We start from the raw sequence: 20,959 nt of genomic DNA, 5'->3' as shown, positions 1-20,959 counted from the left end.
TTTTGAGCGCATTTGCAGCAGAGGACGCGTCACCCGGGGGGCGCGGCGATGTTGCGCATTGACCGGCCGCTGCAGGTCGACGGCGCCGTCGCGTTCGCTGACGACGAACAGGCCGGGCGTTATTACGTTGTGGCCACCGAGCCTCAGCTGGCTCTGCGTCCCGACGGCACCGCGGCACTGGATCTCATCAAGTACCGCTACCCCGGCGGCGATCAGGGTGGCATTCTCGAGCTACGCGTCGACCTCACACCGACCGCGCTGGCGCTGGAGGCGCTGCGCCGCCACCCCGAGGTGAGTGCACTTGTGGCGCCGCAGTGGACCGACGGACAGGCCACCGCGTTGGTGCCCGGTGTCGGGGGCGCCCAGATTCAGCAAGTGCCCATGGCGCTGAACGGGTTCGGCGAGGCGCAATTCTCGATTGCCGTGGACGCCGCCACGGCGACGGTGTTGGAGACCGCATTGAGAACCGGGCGGTCGCCGGTGCAGGTCACCATGAGCCCGCACGTGCTGGGTCGGGTCAGTTCGGGGCGGATGCACATCTTCGTGCACGGCGGGGTCGCGGGGACGACGTGGCCCAATGTGTCGGGATTGTCCGGCGATGATCGCCACGAAGCCTTGGCGTCGGCGGGTGCGGCGGGCGTGGAGATGCTGGCTGCCCCCGACGGGGGCAGTGCGGTGGCCGATCAACTGATGCGCTGGGGCTGGAGCTTTGTCGATTCGCTGTTGCCTGCCGACGGCCATCCGGCGTCGATCATCCCGGACAAGGACGTCATCATCGAGGGCCGCACGGTGCTGGGCTGCCCGCTGACGGCCACCGGTACGGTCACCGGGTTCGACTCGGCCCGGGACCACGGCTTCGTGTCCGAGGCCGACCTCAGCGCGCCGATCATGCCGATCCTGGATCTGACCGTGCGCACCAACGCCGCCTTCGCTGAGGACGGCATTGCTGCGGTGCTCGTGGACATCAGCTACGCCGGAGAGACGCAGACCCTCACGTTCACCACTTCCGAGGAGGAACTGCATGCCCGGTTCCGGTGGACCGCGGCCCACCGCGACACCTACTCCTACCGCGCCACCATCCAGTTCGCCGCCTCCGCCAACCGAATCACCCTGCCCGCCAGACAATCCGATGCTCATCAGCTGACGATCAGCCTCGACGACGTGGGCCGTCTCACCGTCGACGTCAGCGCGTTGGCGGTTGACTGGACCGATCTCGACGAGATCGTAGTCACCATTTTTTCGGGGGGCGGCCAGATCCCGGCGACCAGCGAGCCGGTGCGCCTCACCGGCGAGCAGCGCGGAGCCCGCTATCAGCGCCTGGCGCCGGGGTCTTTCGCAGACGGCTGGAGTTACGCACTGGACTACGTATTCCAGCGCGGCAACAGGATTCACCGCGGCCCGGTGCCTGGGTTCGGCCACCAGCTCGAAATCGACGACCCGTATCCGCGGTACTTGCAGATCGATGTGCACGCCTACACTGTCGACGACACAGTGCGCAACACCACCGTCGAGCTGCGCTACCACGACCGAGTACGCACGTTGGTGCTCGACGCCGCCGCACCGCGTGCGTTGGCCCGCTTCGGCACCGACGATCCGGCCGATGACGAATACTCCTGGCGCGCCGTCACCACCTATGTCGACGGCCATCAGCAGAGCACACCGCAGACCACCACCCGGGACCGAATGCTGATTGTGGCTCCGCAGCGCAGCGCAAACCTGACCGTGCGCATCGCGGCCGATCTGCTCGATCCCGCCGTCGTGAAGTTGGTCCGAATCAACCTGGTGCACCGCAAATCGGACGGGACCGACCTGGTGCAGGCCCGCGCGCTGACCCCCGGCGCCGCCGAAACCGAGGTCAACATCCCGATCAGCAATGGCGAAGACCCGTCCTACGCGCTGACCACCACCGTGTTCCGCGTCGACGGAACCCGCGCCGAAGCCGGGCCGACCGTGTCGTCGGCGACCGCCATTGTTCTTCCCGCACAGGGCATCTAGCAGAGAAAGGCCGCAGCCATGCTGAACTACTTCAACAAAATCGTGGTGCCCGATGTGCCGCACGTCGACCTGTACCAGGACGACGAGAACCCCGCCAAGTTTTGGATGGTGCCGCAGCTGCCGCGCGCAGCCACCGGTGTGGACGGCGGCCCCGACATCGCGCTATTCGCCTACGCGCGCGATCTGAGCCTGATCGCCGGGGTGAAAGACCCCTTGCCTGCGGGCGAGACGGAGGGCGGTCTACTGAACTTGACCGTCGAATGCACGGTATCGCAGGAAGACCAGGACAAGATCCGCAATTATCTGCGCGGCGGCGCGTTGGCTGGGCACGCCATGCCGGTGCTGGGGCCGGGTGGAATGATCCGGCTGGCCTGGCGTCAGGCACTGGCTAGTGAACCGGTGCTGGCATACCCAACGTGGGTGGACGGCGGCGTCCAGTTCTGCCTGCCCTCGGCGTTGGGCCCGACGTTCCTCAAGCCGGGAGACAGTGAAACCCATCCGTCGCTGACCGCGTCGAATGTGGCGTCGTTCACCATCGGCCTCGGCGAGGAGGGGGTTCGGCTGTTCCGCGGTGCGATGGACTCGGGCAAGCTGCCCGCGCACGTGGCCTACACCCTGCAGTTCGCCGCGCGGCTGCCGGCGTTGACCATTCACATCCACGGTCACACCGACGACGTGTACCACGAGCTCAAGGAGCATTCCACCATCGTGGAGTCCTCCGGCGGGGTCCCGGTGCGCACCTACCCGCAGGTGAGTAGCCTGCAGCAGCTGCGTGACATGTGCGGCAGCCTGACCGTGGAGTTCGACGAGAACCAGATCGCCACCGCCAACGACCCCGCGCTGACCAAGAAGCTCGAAGACCTGGCGCTGGATATAGCGCAGAGCTATTTGAAGAACATGTTCGGCCAGCCTGTCGTCAACGGCCAGCTCGATGCGGCCAAGCTGGGCACCGACCCGATGCAAAACTTCAAAGATCCCGGCGTACCGGTCGCCGGGGGAAATCAGTTGTGGCTCAAAGACTTCATCCAGCACGCCACCGCCGACCTCGACATGACCTTCACCGGCAACATCACCCGCACGTTCGCCGCCTATCCCAACAGCGCATTGCTGGGCATCGTGACAGTCGAGCAACTCAAAGCGGCGTTCCTCGAGGTCGATCTGAACAAGCCGATCTTCTCGATCTTGCAGGTCCCGGTGCGGGTGACCGCGGACTTCGATCACGACCCGATCGCCGACGTGCAGGTCACCCTCGACTATCACGAAACCGACGACCGCACCGGCAACGTCGTCACCCAAACCATGACCGGTGATTTCGTCAAGGGCGACGAGGTGTGCTACTTCCGCACCCCGATGGCCAAAAACGCCGATGGCAGCCCGAAGGACACCTACACCTACTCCAGCAAGGTCAATTACAAGGCCGCGGCCAAGCCCAGTGAGATCGCCCCGGTACGCACCAGCGAGCGCAGCCTGATCATCGGATATGACCGGCTGGACTGCGTCGCGGTCAACGTAATGGCCGGCGCGGTGCCATGGAATGCCGTTGACTCGGTCGAGGTTTCGCTCTCGTTGCCCGGGGTGTCACTGCCGACCGCTTCCACGCGGGTGGTGCTCACCGCCTCGACGCCGACACAGAACTGGTTCACCTACACCGGCGAAACCGACGTCAAGGAATACCAGTACAGCGCGGTATTCCGGATGCACAGCGGGCAGTCCATCACCGTGGCCGACCAGCACGCCTCGGCCGCGACGCTACTCATCGACGCACCGTTCAACGACCGTATGGACGTGGTGTTCGTGCCCCGGGGCGCGTTCCCGCCGGTGGCACGCATCGTGGTGTCGGCCAAATACTCCGACACCGCAGCGGGTTACCACGAGGAAGGCACCCACGTGTTCACCTCACCCAGCGACACCTGGACGTGGTCGGTCAACCTGCGGGACGCCACCAAACGCACCTTCAATTACCGCGCCGACGTCACCTACGCCGACGGCTCGACCTCGACGGGGGACTGGCGCGACGGCGCCGAGGGCACGGTGCTGGTCGGCGACGTGAACAGCTCGCTGCTGCCCATCGAGGTCAGTCCGGCGGTGTTGGACATGTCCAAGTACAAACTGGTCGCGGTGCGGCTGGACTACACCGATCCCGGATCGGGTGAAACCCAGACGCACACAATGCAATTCAGCGCCGCCAAACCTGATGATCAAACCTGGACGGTGCCGCTGTACGACCCGCATGCCACCGCCTACACCTACACGATGACGCTGTACGGCACGGACGGCAGCAAGAAGATCGTCGGGCCGACCAACAGCAGTGACGCGCTGCTGGTCCTCGAGGCGGGAAACTGATCATGGCAGTCACCGGACCAATCAACACCAGCGTCGCGGCGCTGAAGGTCAGCGACACACCCACCATGACGCTGATGCCGCACTTCGACGCCGCGCTGCTGACCCAGCTGCAGTTCGGCGCGGTAGCGGCTTCGGTCGACGACGCGCCCGAAATCGACGGCGCCCCAGGCGGTATCGGCACTCCGACCAAAGCGGTCGACGGCACGTCGTGGTTTACCCCGACACTGGAACTCGGCCGGCGCGACCGCACGTCGCAGGTGCCGATGGTCGCATTCACGAAAACCACGACGGGCTGGCAGCTACGCATCGGCCTTGACCGGCTGCGGGCCAGTGCGCCGGCAGACGCCGGGATATTCCCCCTGACCGACTACGCGGTCCAGTTGGTGTCGGCCACACCGGGGTTCGTCTCGCCGACGTTCACCATAGCGTTCGAGCCGTCACCGCGAGCAGACGCGATCGACCGGCTGGTGGCCACGGCACCGGTGGATCTGGAAACGATCATCAAAGCGATGCGCACGCCGGGACTGTCACTGCACGTCTCCGCGACGGCGCACTACCGCGAATTGACCCACCCGCAACCGGCACCGTCGCCGACGCCGGTGGGCCCGACCCCGCACCCGATCCATCACCCAATCGTCTTGAATCCTGCTGTACTGCACGCAATCTCGGCGTCCGACCTGCAGGCCAACCCGGCGGCGTTGCGGTACCGACCCGTGCGCAGGTTGCGGGTCAGGCCGACCCCCGGGGTGGTGATCACCACCACCTGTCCGGTGCACTGGCCGCCGATGGACTTCCACTTCGACCCTACGGTCATCGCTTACTACCGGCCGATCTACGCGGGACTGCCCGGGGTCGATGCCGGTGACGACGGCGCGGTGTGGGCACCAACGGCCAACGGCTATTGGCGTGCTTCCCCAAGCTATTCGGTGTACAACGTCTTACCCGACGAGTACCGGCTGGCCTATGACAACACCGCCAACACCCCTGCTATGAGCGTGCTGCTGCACGAGGTGCCCGGCACCAACGGCGCCCAGCCAAGTTACGCGGTGCGGGTGCGCTTCCGCATCGTGCCGTGGGTGGATCCCCAGCGGCGCATGGCGTTGCAGGCCGCGATCGGCGCGGCGCAGTACGTGCCGCACCCGGAGCTGGTCATCGGCGGCTACCAGGGCGCCTCGTTCGACATGACCACTTTCCTCAGCGGCCTTGGCGCATCCACCGTGTCAGCCGCGGACTCGATCGACCCGAGCGGATTCGAGCTGGTGTGGGATTGCACGCTGGAGTTCTACACGTTCTTGTGCAGCCAGCTCGCGCCGCCAAACCCCACCGACGCCACCGCTGTGGAAGGCCGAGTCCGGTTGGCGCTACGCACATCCGACACCGACGGCGCCAAACCGACCACCGTCGATGTGCCGGTTCGGCTGAGTCTCGACTCGATCGCCGGAGACCTGGTGAACACCAGCCTGATTCCTCTGCCCGATCCCACCCTGTGGCCCGACGGGTGGACACCGGCACTGTACGCGGCGGTGGCGCCGCGGTCCACCAAGCCGATGGACACCCAGATTCTGGGCGGCACGCTGGTGGCGATGGGCGCTGACGGGCAGGCCGTCAGCGCGGTGGCGCTGTCGGCGGTGCCTGCCCATCTGACGCTGAACGCGCCTGCCGGGGTGGCGACACCGGTTGCCCAGCCGGCATCGGCGGCTTCTGCACCGGCGGCGCCGGCCGGGGTAATCGCCAAGAATCCCGGCGTCGTGTCACCGGACGCCCACCGCATCCAGCAGCGCCTGCACGACCTCGGCTACGACGTCGTCGTCGACGGCGATTTCGGGGAGCAGACCGAAGGGATCGTGCGGGATTTTCAAAACAGCGCAGGGTTGCCGGTCACCGGCGTCGTCGACGCACGAACCTGGCAGGCTTTGTTCAACCCCGCACCGCCGCCCGCGCCGGCGACACCCATCGCCAAGAACCCCGGCGTCGTTGTCCCCGCCGTGCGCTTGGTGCAGCAGCGGCTGCACGATCTCGGCTATGACGTCGTCGTGGACGGCGACTTCGGTGACCAGACCGAAGGGTTGGTCCGGTCCTATCAGGGCAGCGCCGGGCTGCCGGTCACCGGCGTCATCGACACGCCCACGTGGCAGGCGCTTTTCGTGCCTCATCCACCACCAGCCTGGCCGCCCGCCCCGCCGGCCGGGTCGGCGCTGGTGCGCCTGGACCCCGCTCATCCCGACCAGCTGCCCGACCCGCGGTTGATCGGCGCAGCTGAACTGGTTTTCGGTCAGGCAGATCTTCATATCGACCGCACTGCGACACTCGAGCGGATCCACACGCTGGCCGCCGCCAGCCCGCTGACCGCGTCGGTGACGGTCAGCAGCTATCAGCTCGCGCACCCGGAGAATCTGCCGTCGACGCATCCGCGCATTTTCGCCCTGGACACCGAGATCCGCCGAGGCAGTGCGCCTTCGATCCGGGTGACGCTGACCCGAGAGACGCCGTCGATGTCCGCGTCGATCCCTTTCTCGTTTGACGACATCGTCGCGGGCCTGCGCCCCGACCAGCCCCGCTTCGACTACCGGGTGCGCTACGAGGATCCCGACGGTCCGGGCCCGTGGACGGACTGGGCTCCGTTCGTGGGACGCCAACTGCAGGTTACTCCGGCTGGATAGCCGGACAGTAAAGGAGTCAACCAAATGGCCACACGGTGGTATGCCGAGCTGAACGCGGTGTTCGGTGCGCCGGTGAACGGCGAGCAGTTGATGGCCCTGACCGCGGCCAAACAAACCGCGCTGATGCACGCGCGGCTGCTGCCAGAGTCGCTGAATGCGGCGGCGTTGCAGGCGAGTTCGCGACTGCGCGAACTGCAGGTCGTCATCGCAGGCGGCGGGTTGGCCGGGCTGGCGGCGGCGTGGTATTTGCACGAGTGCGGGGTGGCCGCCGTGGTGTTCGAGGCGACCGAACGCCTCGGCGGCCGTGTGCGCACCGACCGCGACTTCATCGCAGGCAAGACGGTGGAGGCCGGCGCCGAACTCATCGGCGCCAACCATCCGATGTGGGTGACTTTGGCGTCGATGTTCGGCCTGCAGCTGGTGGAGATCAGCAAGGACTCCGACTACGGCGACGCCGGGCTGGGCGTGCGGCTGCGCATCGGTGATCACGACCTCACGCCGGAAGAGAAGAAGCAGGTCCACGACGAACTGGAGCCGGTGCTGGATGCGATCGGTGCCGATGCCGCCAACATCGACCCAGTCAATCCGTGGCTGTCGGCCGGTGCGGGCGCGTACGACGCGATGAGCGTCTCAGCACGGCTGGATCAATTGCTGCCCCCGGCGTGCAGTTTCTCCCGCGCCTTCCTGGAATTCGTCCTGGGCAACGACAACTGCGCACCGACGGCCAGCCAGAGCTATTTGGGGTTGCTGGCGCTGGTCAGCGCCGGCCGGGTCGGCGACGACGCCGAGGGCCTGCGCGGCTACTGGAATTACACCGAAACCCACCGCTGCGGCGGCGGCAATGATCAACTGGTCGGCGCGCTGGCCGCCCAGATCGGCGACAGCGTCCGGCCGGGCGACGCGATCACCGCCATCGACGTGCAGTCCGACTGCGTCAACTTCACGTCGGTATCTGGCCAGGGAAGCAGTGACTACCTGATCCTGACCGCACCGCCCACGGTGTGGCCGCAGATCACCTCGTTCCTGCCGTGGGATCCCGCACAGCGCACCATGTTTCACGGTGCGGCGGTGAAATATCTCAACAGTTTCGCGACCCAGTTCTGGCTGGACTCGGCGCTTGCGCCCAGCGCTCTGGCCGACCAGCTCGGGTCGGTGTGGGAGAGCACCGACCGCCAACCGACACAGCCGGAATTCGGGTTGTCGGTCTACTCGGGCGGCACCTTCGTCACTGACGAGGCGGGGTACCGGGCCGGACTGTCGCAGATTTTCCCCGGTTACGCACCGACGGCGGAACGGTTCGTCGACTGGCCTCACACCGACGGCGTGATGACCGGGTATTCGGTGCCGTCACCCGGACAGGTGACCACGGTGGGTCAAGCGCTGGCTGAGCCGCACGGGCGACTGTACTTCGCCGGCGAGCAGTCGTTCGTCGGGTTCTTCGGCTACATGGAAGGCGCCCTGCAATCGGGGATGCGGGCCGCGCGCGACATCATCGCCGCCGAATGTCTGGAGGCGGTGCAATAGCGCGGCCTCGCAGCACAATCCGTGATCTGGCATCGACAAACAGGTACTGCACTACTCGTGCGGGTGCACCGAAAACGCTGACACGATAGACACATCCGTCTCCTACGGAGGCGAAAACGCAGGGAGTACAACATGTTAGAGTCCATCAAAGAAGCGGTCGACCGCGCGCTGACCGACCCGACGTCGACGTCGATCGACTGGGTACACACCGCCGCCGAGGTCGTCGAGGGAGTCGAGGTGGTGCTGGCTGTGGCGAGCGCCGGCGGCGCCACCGGTGTCATCGCCACCCTCGGTGAGGTGCTCGAAGGCGTCGGCTCAGGGGTGGCGTGGCCTGTCACCGTCGGCGTCGCCGCGATGGCGGGGGAATTCGCCGCCATCGGCGCCGGGTACGCGGAAGCGGCCCGCGAAATCAAAGCCGCCCGTTCATCGGCCGGGTTCTCCGAGGGGATCGTGATGGGTGCGCTCAAGGAAAAGGTGGACTTCGTCAAGTCGCGGTTCTTCGAATGGTCGGCCGAGCAGAACGACTTCTGGCCCGAAGGCGGGGTGTTGGCCCAGCACTACTACAACGCCGCGCTGGCCCTCGGCTACCACAACGGCTACGAACTCACACCCGATGAGGGCAACCTGTTCTGGACCGACATGAGCCGCGATCTGGCCCAGCCGCTCGGTGACCCCGACAGCGCGGGCACCGACGATGAGCGCGAACGCGCCTGGGTGGACTTCTACATCGCCGCCGGCGCCCAGTTCGCCAAACTGCATATCTCGCAATAGCCGCAGACCCGAAGGACCGATCATGGCCGCCATCATCGTGCTCGACGAGCAGGTTACCTTTGTCACCGATCCAGTAAACCCAAGCGCCGGACAGGAATTCAGCGTCAACTGGCAGGAACGCAACACCGGTGACACCGCCAGTGACGACTACCAGGACATCTTCGACCTCGACGACCAAGGCTCCGGCGACAGCAAATCCGTTCCGTGCGGTTCGCTGCAACCGGACGAGTCTGCCCTGCGGTCGACGACCTTCACGCTGCCCGCCGGTGACTACACGATGACGCTGGTCATCAACGGCGGCCCGCCGCTGACGTTGGGCAACGTGATCGTCAGCGACAGTGCCGGCGGCTGATGATCAAGACCGCGGTCGCGGCGACCGCAATCCCAAGCGACACCGAGCAATACGCGGGCCTGCGGGACCGCGATTACTTCCACATCATGCTCAACCTCGACTCGTTCGACGGGTTCGTCCCCGTCGCGCGTGAGCTGGCCGAGAAGTTTCTCGACGCCGCTCGCCGACGCCAGCAAGACCCCGTGCTGGAAGCAGAACTGCGCCCATTCACCTACACCCGTCAAGCGTTCGAAACCCGCTGCGACGAGACCTATCAAGGCATGGCCGACGACGTGGCGCGCTACGACGCAGCCCAGAGTTGGTCACTGCGCACCCGCGACGATGTCGTCGACTGGATCCTGCAGATGGCGCCGTTCAACCAGACCGACGGCGCCTGGCTGCGCACCATCGCCGACGTCGGCCCCATGGATGAACTGCATTCCCTGCTGTTCTCGATCTACGTCGACGAACTGGGCGGTGCGGATCCGGCGCTCAACCATGCCAACGTATACACCAAGCTACTGCGCAGTGTCGGATTCGAATTGCCGAGTATCCGGTCACGCGCTTATGTGGACAATGCGGCGATCGTCGACGCCGCGTTCACCCTGCCGCTGTTCCAGCTGGTGATCTCACAGTTCCCGCAGGACTTTCTGCCCGAATTGCTGGGTATGACCCTGTATTTGGAGTGGGGATCGATCGAGTTGAAGAACATGGTGCTGCTCAACCGGCACTTTGGACTGGACACCCAGTTCTATGAACTGCACGTGGCCATCGACAATGCCGCCACCGGACACGGCGCGATGGCCCAACGCGCGATCACGCTCTACCTGGAGCAGGTGCGCATCTCCTCAGGAGACGACGCCGTGCAGGATCAGTGGAGACGTGTGTGGGACGGTTACGTCGCGTTCGCCACCACCGGCGAACTCGGCGCAGAAATGGCCGCGCGCCGCGCACGCCCGGCGATAGCGGCCGACAAAGTCGCGGCCATGATCGCTACGCGAGCCGCCAAGGCACGGTTGAACCACGGCACCAAACGCCTGGGCGACCGGCTGCTCAACGAGCTGTTCGACGACCCGCCGACGCTGATGGCGGCCCTGGTCGAGCACGGCTTCGTCAAGCCCGGTGACCCCGAGGGCAGCCCGTTCTTCCGGCTGACCACGCCGACCGGTCCGATGTACCGGATCTTCACCGACGCCGAATTGAACACCTGGCGCGAATGGGTCCGAGCGTTGTCACCAAAGGCGCCTGCACCGCCCGCGCCGCCACGATCGCCGGCACCGATCGCCGAACGGATGCGGTCACTCATCGACGGCCTGCGAGACCGCCAGCACGGGGTCGCCGCGCACGCAGCCGCGACCCTCACCGGCGACGATCCGCGCTCTTCGGGTCAACAGACCACCCAACCGGTGGCGTGGTGGTTCGACCTGCCTGCAACAGCTTTGATGGCCGCACTGGCCCGAGCCGAAAGCGGCTGGGTGGTGTCTGGCGACGCCGAATCCAGCAAGCTGATCACCGCCATCGTTCGTGGCAACAACGCAATGGCACACGCCTTGTCGGCAGAGACCCAGGACGGGACAACCGGTGCGCAAGTCATCACCGAGTGGATCAACGCACGCTGCCCGCTGCCAGCCGCGCAGGACGCGGTGCGCCCGATAACCCTGCTGTCACCGCCCGACCGGGTGACCGCCCACCCGACAGGTCAGATCCTCGGGTCTGGCAGCGTGCACTGAAGATCTAGCCGCAGATTCCCAAAGTTGTTGCTGTGCAGCGCCTGCAGCTTCTGCCCGGCGCGCACGCAGCGGCATCCGAACGAGTGATGAACGACGAAAAGTCCGCTGGCCTCGAAGCTCTCGCTCCACGTCTACATCGAGGCGGCGTCGCGCGAATTCGAGTAGTTGTCTACTCACGCGATGGCGTACGGCCAGCGCCAGGATTGAGGACGACAGCTGCAATGGGAGGGATGCGATCATGATTCGAGTAGCGAGCGCAACTGGTGCGGGATTGCTCATACTGTTGTCTTCGTCAGGGATTGGTGCGGCCCACGCTGATGACCTCAGCGGTGATGTGATCGCTTGCGCCGTGGACCGGCCCTGTATCAACGAGCTATATCAAGACGGCACCACGTTGGTGATCGGCTGGGACGGCCAACAAGACTGGGGCCACTACAACTTCCGGTGGAGCCGGCCCGGCCGCGACGAGTCGCAGCACGAGGTCGACGGCGGACCTAGCGGCAGCTTCCGCATCAACAAAGTCAACGCCGGGATGACCTACACGGTGAAGGTGCAGGGTTGCGACCGGGACCTGTTCGGTAACTCGAGTTGCAGTCCGTGGGACGAAAATTCCTATACCGTCGCCGCGGCGCTGCCCTACGGACCCGACACGTGCGCGCAGGGATTCGTGTGGCGCGAGGCTCGGCCTAGCGACCACGTCTGCGTGACTCCCGACATCCGCACCCAGACTACCGACGAGAACAACCTCGCCGATCAGCGCCGCGACCCCAACGGTGGACTCTACGGACCCGACACCTGCCTTGTGGGTTTCGTGTGGCGCGAGGCGTTTCCGGACGACCACGTCTGCGTCCCGCCGCCGTCGCGTGATCAGGCCAACGCTGACAACGCCGCAGCAGCATCGCGGCGGGCCGGCTGACTACTGAGAATAGGAGAGTGCAATGCCGACAAGTGGCTGGCGATACTGCGATAAGTGTCACGCGTTGTTCTGGGACGGCAACGCCGACAAAGGTCATTGTGCGGCAGGCGGCGGACACCAAGCCGCCGGGTACCGCTTCGTGCTGCCGTCGAACAAGCCGGAAAGCTCAGTGGGCCAGATTAATTGGCGGCACTGCGGGCGATGCCGGGTGTTGTTCTTCAACGGCTATCCCGAAAAGGGATCGTGCGCCAGCGGGGGTGCCCATTCGGCGACCACACCGGACTTCTGGCTCAACCATGACGTGCCGGCCTCCAACACCGCGCAGCCCCACTGGCGATACTGCGGCAAGTGTCACAGCCTGTACTTCGATGGGTACCGCGACAAAGGGCACTGCCCGGCCGGCGGCGGCCACGCCGCAGCGGGCTGGAACTTCGTGCTCGCCCACGCCCCCGAACCCGGACACGGATTCGGCGACGACTACGTCGGGGTGCCGGTGTCGGGGTGAGGATGCATCAGCGGACGTTGGTGACCCCGTCGCCGCAAGGTTGCCGTCGACGTGGATGCGCAGGCCGGTCGGTTGAGTGACGGCGTTCTCCTCGATTGCTGAATCGCTCCGGGATTCAGTGTCGATGCCGACTTCGGACGTGGTGTGCGTCGCGCACACTCGAGATGTCTGCCGTCTAGGTTGTGAGCGCGGTGAAGCCTTCTCCGGTCAGGGCGACGGCTAGTTCTGCGGTGATGTCCGCTGGGTTACCGGTCGGGGTGACCCCGCTGGCGCCTTGATAGGCGATGACCGCTGCGGTGGTGCGCGGCCCGCCTGTCCCATCGGTCGGACCGGGGTCAAACCGATAGTGGCGCAGCGCGATTTGGACGCCGAGAACGTTCGACAGGTCGATGACCAACTGCTCGGGGTCATATCCGTCGGAGCAGACCCGGGCGGCGTTGCGCAGGCATTGCGCATCGAGCATGTTGCGGATCTTGATGGTTCCCTGATCGGGCTGGAAGCCGCATTCGGCGGCCGCGTTAGCCCAATCACCCTGTGCCACAAAGGAGCTGAAGTTGGGGAAGTTGAATGCCGGACCCATACCCCAAGACATGCTCAACACGGCCAGCTGCGCGTCGGCGGGCCAGTTGTCGAAGTCGGCGAACTCGCCCCGCGACGTCAGATAGCGCTCCATCTCATCGACCTTGGCGAAGATCATCCGGTCGATCTCATCATCGCTGAGCACCAGATGGGTCAACGACGCGAACGCCAGATGCCCAAAGGGTGCCAGGTCCAGGCGCGCCTTGACCGCGTCCCAGTCGGCGGCGATGAGGTCTGCACCGGCACTGGCGCCGTCTGTCGTGGTCCAGCCGAACTGGCCGGCCATCGCCAACGATGCGGACCGTTCGGCGGCGCTGGGTGCACTCATCGGCTGCTGCGTGGCGTCGATCAGGTTACCGACACCGGTACTGACCCAGCCCTTCCAATCCAGGTACATGTAATGCACCCGGCCCTCAAGCGGGGTGTTGAATTCGATCCAGTAGTTCCTGACGCTGTTCTTCACACTTCCCCCTAGTCCTCCGCGTGGCGCTGATAGACCCACCGCTCAAGCTTTGTCTGCAAGTCATAGATCCCGATTCCCACTGCGGGAGAGCCGATCACCAGCGCCACCCACAGCACCGCGTTCATGACCAACCCCGTTCACCGTCGGACCCACCGGCGCACGTCCGAGTCACCCGCCGCGAGCGTCGGCTGCTGCAACGGCGTGGGCCGCCGCGCCCACACGCTTCGATGTTGATCATCCCGCCGACCTCCCTTCGGGTTCGAGCCTCTGATAGCTATGACCTGACGCTAGGGTGCGTGAGACGCACCGGGCGCGAGTAGGGCGCTACGCAGATTTCTGACCGTCGACCACGCACATGGCATCAGCTGCCCGCGCACTGTGCGGCGCCGACACATTTGAGTAGTTGACTACTCACGACGACAGCCGAGATATCCACCACGATTGCCCTCATGGTGATCAGCCCGGTTTACGCGGCAACGTAGCTGCGCTCGGCAATGCCGGAGAGGCCACTATGACCGGCGTGCCACCACCACAAGGCGCCCGCCGGGCATCTCTGATCAGCCCACTGGTACTCACGAGCCCCGAACGACCAGTCCCCGATCAGCGGCGCGCACAGCGACATCCGGCACGCCGAGGTGCTGTGGGCGGTGGTATCGGCAGCGGGGCTCGGCAATTGACTGCGGCGGTGCGGTCGTGAATCGAGTACCGGTCTACGCGCGCCGCTGATCGACGTCTGGGGTGACGATCTCAGTCAGCCGATCAACGGGGGTTAACGGAATGACCGAGCAACAGATCCGGCGCACGACGATCATTGCCGGACGCGCGACCGGCCTGACCGCGTTGCTGGCCGCGGGATGGTGGGTCGTTGCGTGTCAACAGCAGTCCGCGCCGCCGACGCCTGCACCGCTGCCGCCACCGTCATGGACTGCGCCGCCCTCCGGGACGGGCACCGGCATCGCCCATGAAACCGAGGAGACGTTCTCGCGGGGCCCGCAACCCACCACCGGGACCACCAGCGATCTGCCCAGCCCGGCGTTCACAGTCACCTCACCGCCGCCCGAGACGACCGCGATATCGACGACCGGCACAACTCACCAATCGTCCTCGGTGATACCGCTGCCCAGCCCGTCGCCGCCAACCGCACCGTCATGACCGAGGCTGCCTCACGCTCCGGTGAAGGCGAACAACGCGAGAACCCGGCCGTGGCCGGCGTGCAGCGGTGGGCCGGCATTGTCGGCCTGTTCGTGGCGCCGACCACCGTGATCACCGCGCTGTGCTATTACTTCGGATTCCTCTACACCCGAAAGTACTTCGCATACTTCGGAATCGACGCCAACGCGATCGGCTTCTCCACCAGTGACTACGTCATCAGAAGCGTCACCGCACTGTACGTCCCAGTGCTGGCGTTCGTGTTCTGCTGGCTGGCCGTGCTGTGGGCGGGGTTCTACGTGCGAAGGGTCGCCCGGGCCGGGCGCCGCGTCGAAACGTTACGCCGCAGTGCGCTAGCACTGATCGCCGTCGGCCTGCTCGGTGTGTTGCGGGGGGTGTTGGGAATGACGCTGCCGCAGTACGCCTATCCGCGAAATGCAGCGCTCACGCCGCTGGCCGTCGGCCTTGGAGCGGCGGCGATCGTGATCGGCTCCTGGCTGCTGGTGACGATGCGGGCCGGTTCGACTCCTCAGCCTTTCGCGACCGTCGCCCGAGCGACGCTGTTGGCGGCCGTCGCCATCATGGTGCTCGCGCTGTTCTGGATGACCGGAAATCTGGCTTCCCACTATGGCGAGGAGCAAGCTAAATCGACTGCAGCCGGGCTGTGGAGGCAGGAGACCGCTGTCGTGCTGGACACCAGTGAGCGACTCTCCGCCCCATCGCAGTTCGTCCGCGAAACGGCGCTGGACTCTGCTGAACCAGGGCATGGTATCCGGTTCCGGTACCGCTGCTTTCGCGCGCTGGTGGTCAAAGATGGGCACTGGGTGCTGATCCCGGCCGCGTGGGAGCCCACCCACGGCTACTCGCTGATCGTCAGTACCGATGCGGCGACGCGCATATCGTTCTGGAAATACGCCGGTATCGACGACACCGCCGCAGGCAACTGGGACCGCAGCCGCCAAGCCAACGGCTGGCCGTGCCCTGAGGTGGGACCGCACTGATGCGTTGCCGATTCGAGTAGCCGACTACTCACGTCGGCGCCGCCGATTGCGCTGACACTTCCAGGAGTAGTCCGCAACGCTCGACCGGGGGGAAACATCATGAGCTTTCGCACTGCCTACGGCAACAGCACATCTGAAGACGGCTGGCGCATGTGTAACGACGATGAATGCGATCGGGGCACCATCCCCGGCACCGACGTCTGGATCCCGCTGCGAGCCGGGGTGCCCACCACCATCCTCAAGGCTTTCGCCAGTCGATTCAGCCAGCTCGTCGAACCGCTCGACCAAAGCCAATGCGGCGGTTGGACATCGACCAACGACGTCGGCTCCTCCAACCACCTGGCCGGCACCGCGATGGACCTCAACTGGCGGCGTCACCCGTTCCGCGTCCGAGGCACCTTCGGAGACAAACTCACTGCGCTACGCACTCTGCTGGCAGAGTTCGCTGGATGCGTGTGGTGGGGCGGCGACTGGCAGAACCCGATCGACGAGATGCATTTTCAGCTCAACTACGCCGAGGGCAGCCTGAGTCCCAACGGCAACTTCACGGTCGACGTCGACCAACGGCTGACCGACCTCGCCGCCGACCTGAAGAACGGATATCTCGGTGTCTGGGCACCGTATGACCCGGCCACCTTCCCGATGCCGACCGGCTACTTCTGGGGTCCGCTGACCGGCCCGACCAACTGCATCTCCGGTGAGTCCGGTGAACCGGACTCGTGGCTGGACGGGCTGGGTCGCTGGCAGGCGGCGCTGGGAATCCCGGTGACGCACAAGTGGAACGACGGCGTCACCGCGAAGGCCGCTACCACGCTGCAGCTGGCAAAGGGCTGGCAGCCGACGCCGGGAATCGGCTACGGCTGTGTATACGAGGGCGAGTGGGACGCGGTCATCAAGGAGGGGTGGCGCCTGCCCAACGGCTGGAACGCCGGCGACGTGCGCACCCCGATGATGGTCGACGCCAACCTGATGTGGGACGTCGCGCCCACCTACACCGGGCACAACCACGACGACCAGGCCGCGATCATCGGCGCCGTCGGCCCCGTGTTGCGCTCGACGCTGGACGAGTACGGGATCGACACCGCGTTGCGGGTCGCACACTTCATGGCCCAGGTATGCGAGGAGTCGGCCGGCTTCCGCACCACAGTCGAGTTCGCCAGCGGTGACGAATACGAAGGCCGCGGCGATCTGGGCAACACTCAGCCCGGCGACGGCCGCCGCTACAAGGGCCGCGGGCTGCTTCAACTCACCGGACGGGCCAACTACCGCCAATACGGTGCCGCCCTGGGGGTGGACCTGGAGAACAACCCGGACCTAGCCGCCGACCCGCCGCTGTCACTGCGAATCGCATGTGAGTACTGGAAGCGGCGCAACATCAATCCCGACTGCGACCGCGACGATCTGGAGGCGGTGACCCGCAAGGTCAACGGCGGCCTGCACGGACTCGACGCCCGAAGGCTGTATCTGGGCAAAGCCAAGATCGCATTGGCCCAGGCCGTGTTCGCCGAGCCCAAGGTGGTTGCGGCCGAGCCCAAGGTGCCGCCGGCGCAGCGTAACGGGGCGGCGACCGACAGCGTGGTGCTCAAAGTGGGGGACAGCGGAGACAAGGTCCGTCAGCTACAGGTGCTGCTCAACCACGACTACCCGGCGTATTCGCACCTGACGGTCGATGGCCAGTTCGGTCCGGTCACCGAATCAGTGGTGCGCGAATTCCAAAGTCGTGCAGGTCTTCTTGTCACCGGCGTGGTGGACGCCGCGACGCTGCAGAAGCTCGGCGCCAGCTTCGCGTTGGCCGGTTAGCAGTGGCGGCGCGCCGCTTGTGGGTCCGCGCGATCACCCGGCTTGTGCAAAAACACGGCGGAGCAACACCTTCCGCGCGATACTGACCGGGGGGTGCGCCGATGAACAACGCGATCACCCGACTCGCCGCCTGGTGTGCGCAGCGGGTCGACCGGATGATCGGCTGGCCCAATCTGCCCACGGTGTTGGCGATACCGGTGCTGATCGGGCTACGAGAACAGCTGCGCTCGAAGAATCTCTATGACACCGGCCGTGACCAGTCGCCGGGCCCCCACATGGTCGCGGCGCAAGGGTTGTCGGCGCGCACGGTCACCGGCTGCCAGAACAACCGCAGCGATCCGCTGATGGGTGCGGTCGGCAGCCGGTTCGGCCGAAACGTTCCGCTGACCCACGCCTACCGGGAGGAACCCGCCGCACTGCTGCATCCCAATCCACGGCTGGTCAGCAGGCGACTGCTCACCCGAGAGCAGTTCCAGCCGGCCACCACCCTCAATGTGCTGGCGGCGTCGTGGATCCAGTTCGAGGTGCATGACTGGGTGAGCCACGGATTCACCGACCAGCAGCCCTTCCTGGTGCCGCTGGCACCCGATGACCCCTGGCCGGAGGAGGACCTGACGGCCTCGGTCGCCGAGCATGGTTCGCGCGACATGGTGATCAAGCGGACCGCCCCTGACCCCGCCCCCGACAGCTGGGGTCCGCCCACCTTCGTCACCGGCGACAGCCACTGGTGGGATGCCTCTCAAATTTACGGCAGCACAGAGGGATTCGCGGATGCGATTCGCGGACCGAGGGGGCGTCTGCTGATCGATGAGCTCGGCTTACCGCCCGAGGCGGCCGCGAAGTACGCCGACCTCAGCGGCGCGGCCGGCAACTTCTGGGTGGGCCTGGCCATCCTGCACTCGTTGTTCATGCGCGAGCACAACGCGATCTGCGACAGGCTGGAAGCCGAATACCCTTCGATGACCGATCAGCAGCTCTACGACACCGCGCGGCTGATCAACGCCGCGTTGATCGCCAAGATTCACACCGTCGACTGGACACCGGCGATCATCGCCCATCCCACCACCGTCTTCGCATTGCGCGCAAACTGGTTCGGGGTTCTCGGCGAACGGTTCGCGCAGCGCTTCGGCCGGATCGGCACCGGCGCACTGTTGGGCGGTATCCCTGGCTCGGTGACGCAACTGCACGGCGTTCCGTACTCGCTGACCGAGGAGTTCGTCGCCGTCTACCGCATGCATCCGTTGATCCCCGACGAGTTCACGTTCCGCTCAGTGGCCGACAACGCGGAACTCGTTCGTCACGAGTTGACCGACCTGACGGTGTTCGAGGTCCGTCGGCGTCTTTCGGAACTGTCGATGGCGGACATCTTCTATTCTTTCGGCCGTGCGCACCCGGGCGCGTTGAGCTTGCACAACTATCCGCGCACGCTGCAGCGCCTCCGGAAAGCCGACGGCGAACTGGTCGACCTGGGCGCTATCGACATCATGCGCACCCGCGAGCGCGGCGTGCCGCGTTACAACGAGTTCCGGCGGCTGTTCCGGCTCGAACCGGCCGCATCGTTTGAGGACCTGACCGACAATCCGGCGTGCGCGCAGGAGTTGCGCGACATCTACGGTGACATCGAACGCGTCGACCTGATGGTCGGCTTGTACGCCGAACGTAAGCCGCCCGGATTCGGTTTCAGTGACACCGCTTTTCGGGTGTTCATCCTGATGGCGTCGCGGCGGTTGGAAAGCGACCGCTTCTTCACCACCGACTTCCGGCCCGAGATCTACACTCCGGGCGGAATGGAATGGATCAAGAACAACACCATGCGCACCGTGCTGTTACGGCACTTCCCGACGCTGGAGCCCGCTTTGCGTGGTGTCGCCAACCCGTTCGCGCCTTGGCAGGCCGTGGTTTAGGCGACGACACCGATGAGATTCGAGTAGTCGGCTACGCATGCTGAACCGCCACCCGCAGAGCACGCTCGTAAGGGTCAGACGTCGTGTACGCCGTCGCCAGGGAGGGATGTTCGTCGATGACCGATACCGTGGGCCCGCGGACCGCCTCCTACGTCCGGTACCGCGACGACTTGGAGCGCCCGCGCCCAGACGAGGACCAGCTGGTCAAGAGGATCGCCGATGTGTTGCACGGCAACAACGAGTGGGCGTTTCGGAAGTATCGCCACGGCATCCGCGATGCGCACGCGAAAAGCCACGGCATCCTGCGCGGCGAGCTGACGGTCTATCCCGATCTGCCCGAACCTCTGCGGCAGGGTCTTTTCGCCACGCCGAGTCGCTATCCCGTCATCGCGCGGCTGTCGAGCACCTCGGGAGCGCTGCGCAGCGATCGATGTCGCGGGGTGCGCGGCCTGGGAATCAAAGTACTCGGGGTGAGCGGGCAGCGCGCCCTGCCCGACGACACCACCACGACGCAGGACTTCATCCTGGTCACCCACCGTGAGTTTCCGTTCCCTGATGCCAACGCCTACCTCAAGCGCGGCATGCCGATGGCGTGGCTGCTGGCGCGGCTGCCCGACTGGGCACTGATCGCCACCGGCAACGTACTGGCCGCGATCGGCGGCGTACTCAAACGCGTCCACCGGTCGCTGCCAACCGCCTTGGAACTGTTCAGTGAACCCAACAACCACATCCTGGGTCTGACGTTTTACTCCTCTGCTCCGCTGCGGTGGGGCGACTACGTCGCCAAGGTCTTGTACACACCGCTGTCCGACTCCGTGCGGTCTCTGGCCGGCCGACCCGTTCCGGTCGACGCGGGCCCGGATGCGTTCCGTGACATGGTCGTTGACTTCTTCACCACCAACAGCGCCGAATATGAGTTGAAGGTGCAGCTGTGCACCGATCTGGCGACGATGCCCATCGAGGACGCCACGGTCGCGTGGCCGGAGCAGCAGTCCCCGCACATCGGCGTCGCCAAAATCGCGTTCGGCGTCCAGAACCCCGACACACCCGAGCGACGCAGATTCGGTGATGACGTGCTGTCCTTCAACTCGTGGCGTGGCCTTGCTGCGCACCGTCCGCTCGGGTCGATCAACCGGCTCAAAAAGCTGGTGTACGAGGCGTCCAGCGACTTCCGTCATCGGGTCAACGGTGTGCCGCGGATAGAACCGACCACCACCGCCGACCTACCCTCGTGACCGATGATCGCAATGACGGTGGGGACGTAGGGATGACCGATTGCACGACCGGT

Annotated in this window: 16 protein-coding genes; 14 read left to right on the top strand and 2 right to left on the bottom strand. The window is 65.7% G+C overall.

Translation table 11 applies throughout. The features are described from left to right. Window positions 1-48 precede the first annotated feature (48 nt). The 9 genes from ACGFK1_RS31640 to ACGFK1_RS31600 all read left to right on the top strand — a co-directional run bounded on the left by ACGFK1_RS31640 (window position 49) and on the right by ACGFK1_RS31600 (window position 12,775). Window positions 49-1,995 (top strand): hypothetical protein, encoded by a 1,947-nt coding sequence (locus ACGFK1_RS31640; protein ID WP_393439321.1) that lies wholly within the window; start codon window positions 49-51, stop codon window positions 1,993-1,995. A gap of 18 nt (window positions 1,996-2,013) precedes the next feature. Then, a complete protein-coding gene (locus ACGFK1_RS31635; RefSeq protein ID WP_393439318.1) occupies window positions 2,014-4,338 on the top strand; it encodes a hypothetical protein in 2,325 nt (774 codons plus the stop codon). Window positions 4,339-4,340: 2 nt separating this feature from the next. Then, a complete protein-coding gene (locus ACGFK1_RS31630) occupies window positions 4,341-6,998 on the top strand; it encodes a peptidoglycan-binding protein (RefSeq protein WP_393439315.1) in 2,658 nt (885 codons plus the stop codon). A gap of 24 nt (window positions 6,999-7,022) precedes the next feature. Then, window positions 7,023-8,522, top strand: coding sequence for a flavin monoamine oxidase family protein (locus ACGFK1_RS31625; protein WP_393439313.1), 1,500 nt, complete (start codon window positions 7,023-7,025; stop codon window positions 8,520-8,522). A 132-nt stretch (window positions 8,523-8,654) separates the two neighbouring features. After that, a complete protein-coding gene (locus tag ACGFK1_RS31620) occupies window positions 8,655-9,293 on the top strand; it encodes a hypothetical protein (RefSeq protein ID WP_393439310.1) in 639 nt (212 codons plus the stop codon). A gap of 22 nt (window positions 9,294-9,315) precedes the next feature. Then, window positions 9,316-9,645 (top strand): hypothetical protein, encoded by a 330-nt coding sequence (locus tag ACGFK1_RS31615; RefSeq protein ID WP_393439307.1) that lies wholly within the window; start codon window positions 9,316-9,318, stop codon window positions 9,643-9,645. Then, a complete protein-coding gene (locus ACGFK1_RS31610) occupies window positions 9,645-11,354 on the top strand; it encodes an iron-containing redox enzyme family protein (protein ID WP_393439304.1) in 1,710 nt (569 codons plus the stop codon). The genes ACGFK1_RS31615 and ACGFK1_RS31610 overlap by 1 nt, the downstream gene beginning before the upstream one ends. 349 nt (window positions 11,355-11,703) lie before the next feature. Then, entirely contained in the window at window positions 11,704-12,270 is a 567-nt protein-coding gene (locus ACGFK1_RS31605; protein WP_393439301.1) for a hypothetical protein, read from the top strand. Window positions 12,271-12,292: 22 nt separating this feature from the next. Further along, the gene (locus tag ACGFK1_RS31600) at window positions 12,293-12,775 is read left to right on the top strand and encodes a hypothetical protein (RefSeq protein ID WP_393439299.1); all 483 of its coding nucleotides are present in this window, start codon (window positions 12,293-12,295) and stop codon (window positions 12,773-12,775) included. A 175-nt stretch (window positions 12,776-12,950) separates the two neighbouring features. Here ACGFK1_RS31600 and ACGFK1_RS31595 read toward each other — a convergent pair whose 3' ends face one another. Together ACGFK1_RS31595 and ACGFK1_RS31590 are read right to left on the bottom strand one after the other, a co-directional pair. Further along, window positions 12,951-13,817, bottom strand: a complete 867-nt coding sequence (locus tag ACGFK1_RS31595) for a peptidoglycan-binding protein (protein WP_393439296.1) — start codon at window positions 13,815-13,817, stop codon at window positions 12,951-12,953. Between the two features lie 8 nt (window positions 13,818-13,825). Then, on the bottom strand, window positions 13,826-13,948 hold the full coding sequence (locus ACGFK1_RS31590; RefSeq protein ID WP_393439294.1) for a hypothetical protein: 123 nt from the start codon (window positions 13,946-13,948) through the stop codon (window positions 13,826-13,828). Window positions 13,949-14,594: 646 nt separating this feature from the next. Between ACGFK1_RS31590 and ACGFK1_RS31585 the strand changes: the two genes are divergently transcribed. The 5 genes from ACGFK1_RS31585 (at window position 14,595) to ACGFK1_RS31565 (ending at window position 20,906) form a co-directional block, all read left to right on the top strand. After that, window positions 14,595-14,969 (top strand): hypothetical protein, encoded by a 375-nt coding sequence (locus ACGFK1_RS31585; RefSeq protein ID WP_393439291.1) that lies wholly within the window; start codon window positions 14,595-14,597, stop codon window positions 14,967-14,969. Then, window positions 14,966-15,967, top strand: coding sequence for a hypothetical protein (locus ACGFK1_RS31580; RefSeq protein ID WP_393439288.1), 1,002 nt, complete (start codon window positions 14,966-14,968; stop codon window positions 15,965-15,967). The genes ACGFK1_RS31585 and ACGFK1_RS31580 overlap by 4 nt, the downstream gene beginning before the upstream one ends. A 99-nt stretch (window positions 15,968-16,066) precedes the next feature. Further along, entirely contained in the window at window positions 16,067-17,767 is a 1,701-nt protein-coding gene (locus tag ACGFK1_RS31575) for a peptidoglycan-binding protein (protein ID WP_393439285.1), read from the top strand. Between the two features lie 155 nt (window positions 17,768-17,922). Further along, on the top strand, window positions 17,923-19,671 hold the full coding sequence (locus tag ACGFK1_RS31570; protein WP_393439359.1) for a peroxidase family protein: 1,749 nt from the start codon (window positions 17,923-17,925) through the stop codon (window positions 19,669-19,671). Window positions 19,672-19,787: 116 nt separating this feature from the next. Beyond that, on the top strand, window positions 19,788-20,906 hold the full coding sequence (locus tag ACGFK1_RS31565; protein ID WP_393439282.1) for a catalase family protein: 1,119 nt from the start codon (window positions 19,788-19,790) through the stop codon (window positions 20,904-20,906). Window positions 20,907-20,959: the final 53 nt, after the last annotated feature.

The organism is Mycobacterium sp. NPDC048908 (assembly GCF_043197955.1).
Classification (GTDB): Bacteria; Actinomycetota; Actinomycetes; order Mycobacteriales; family Mycobacteriaceae; genus Mycobacterium.
Note: the sequence above shows the minus strand (reverse complement) of the source record. Positions and strands in the feature narration are given on the sequence as shown.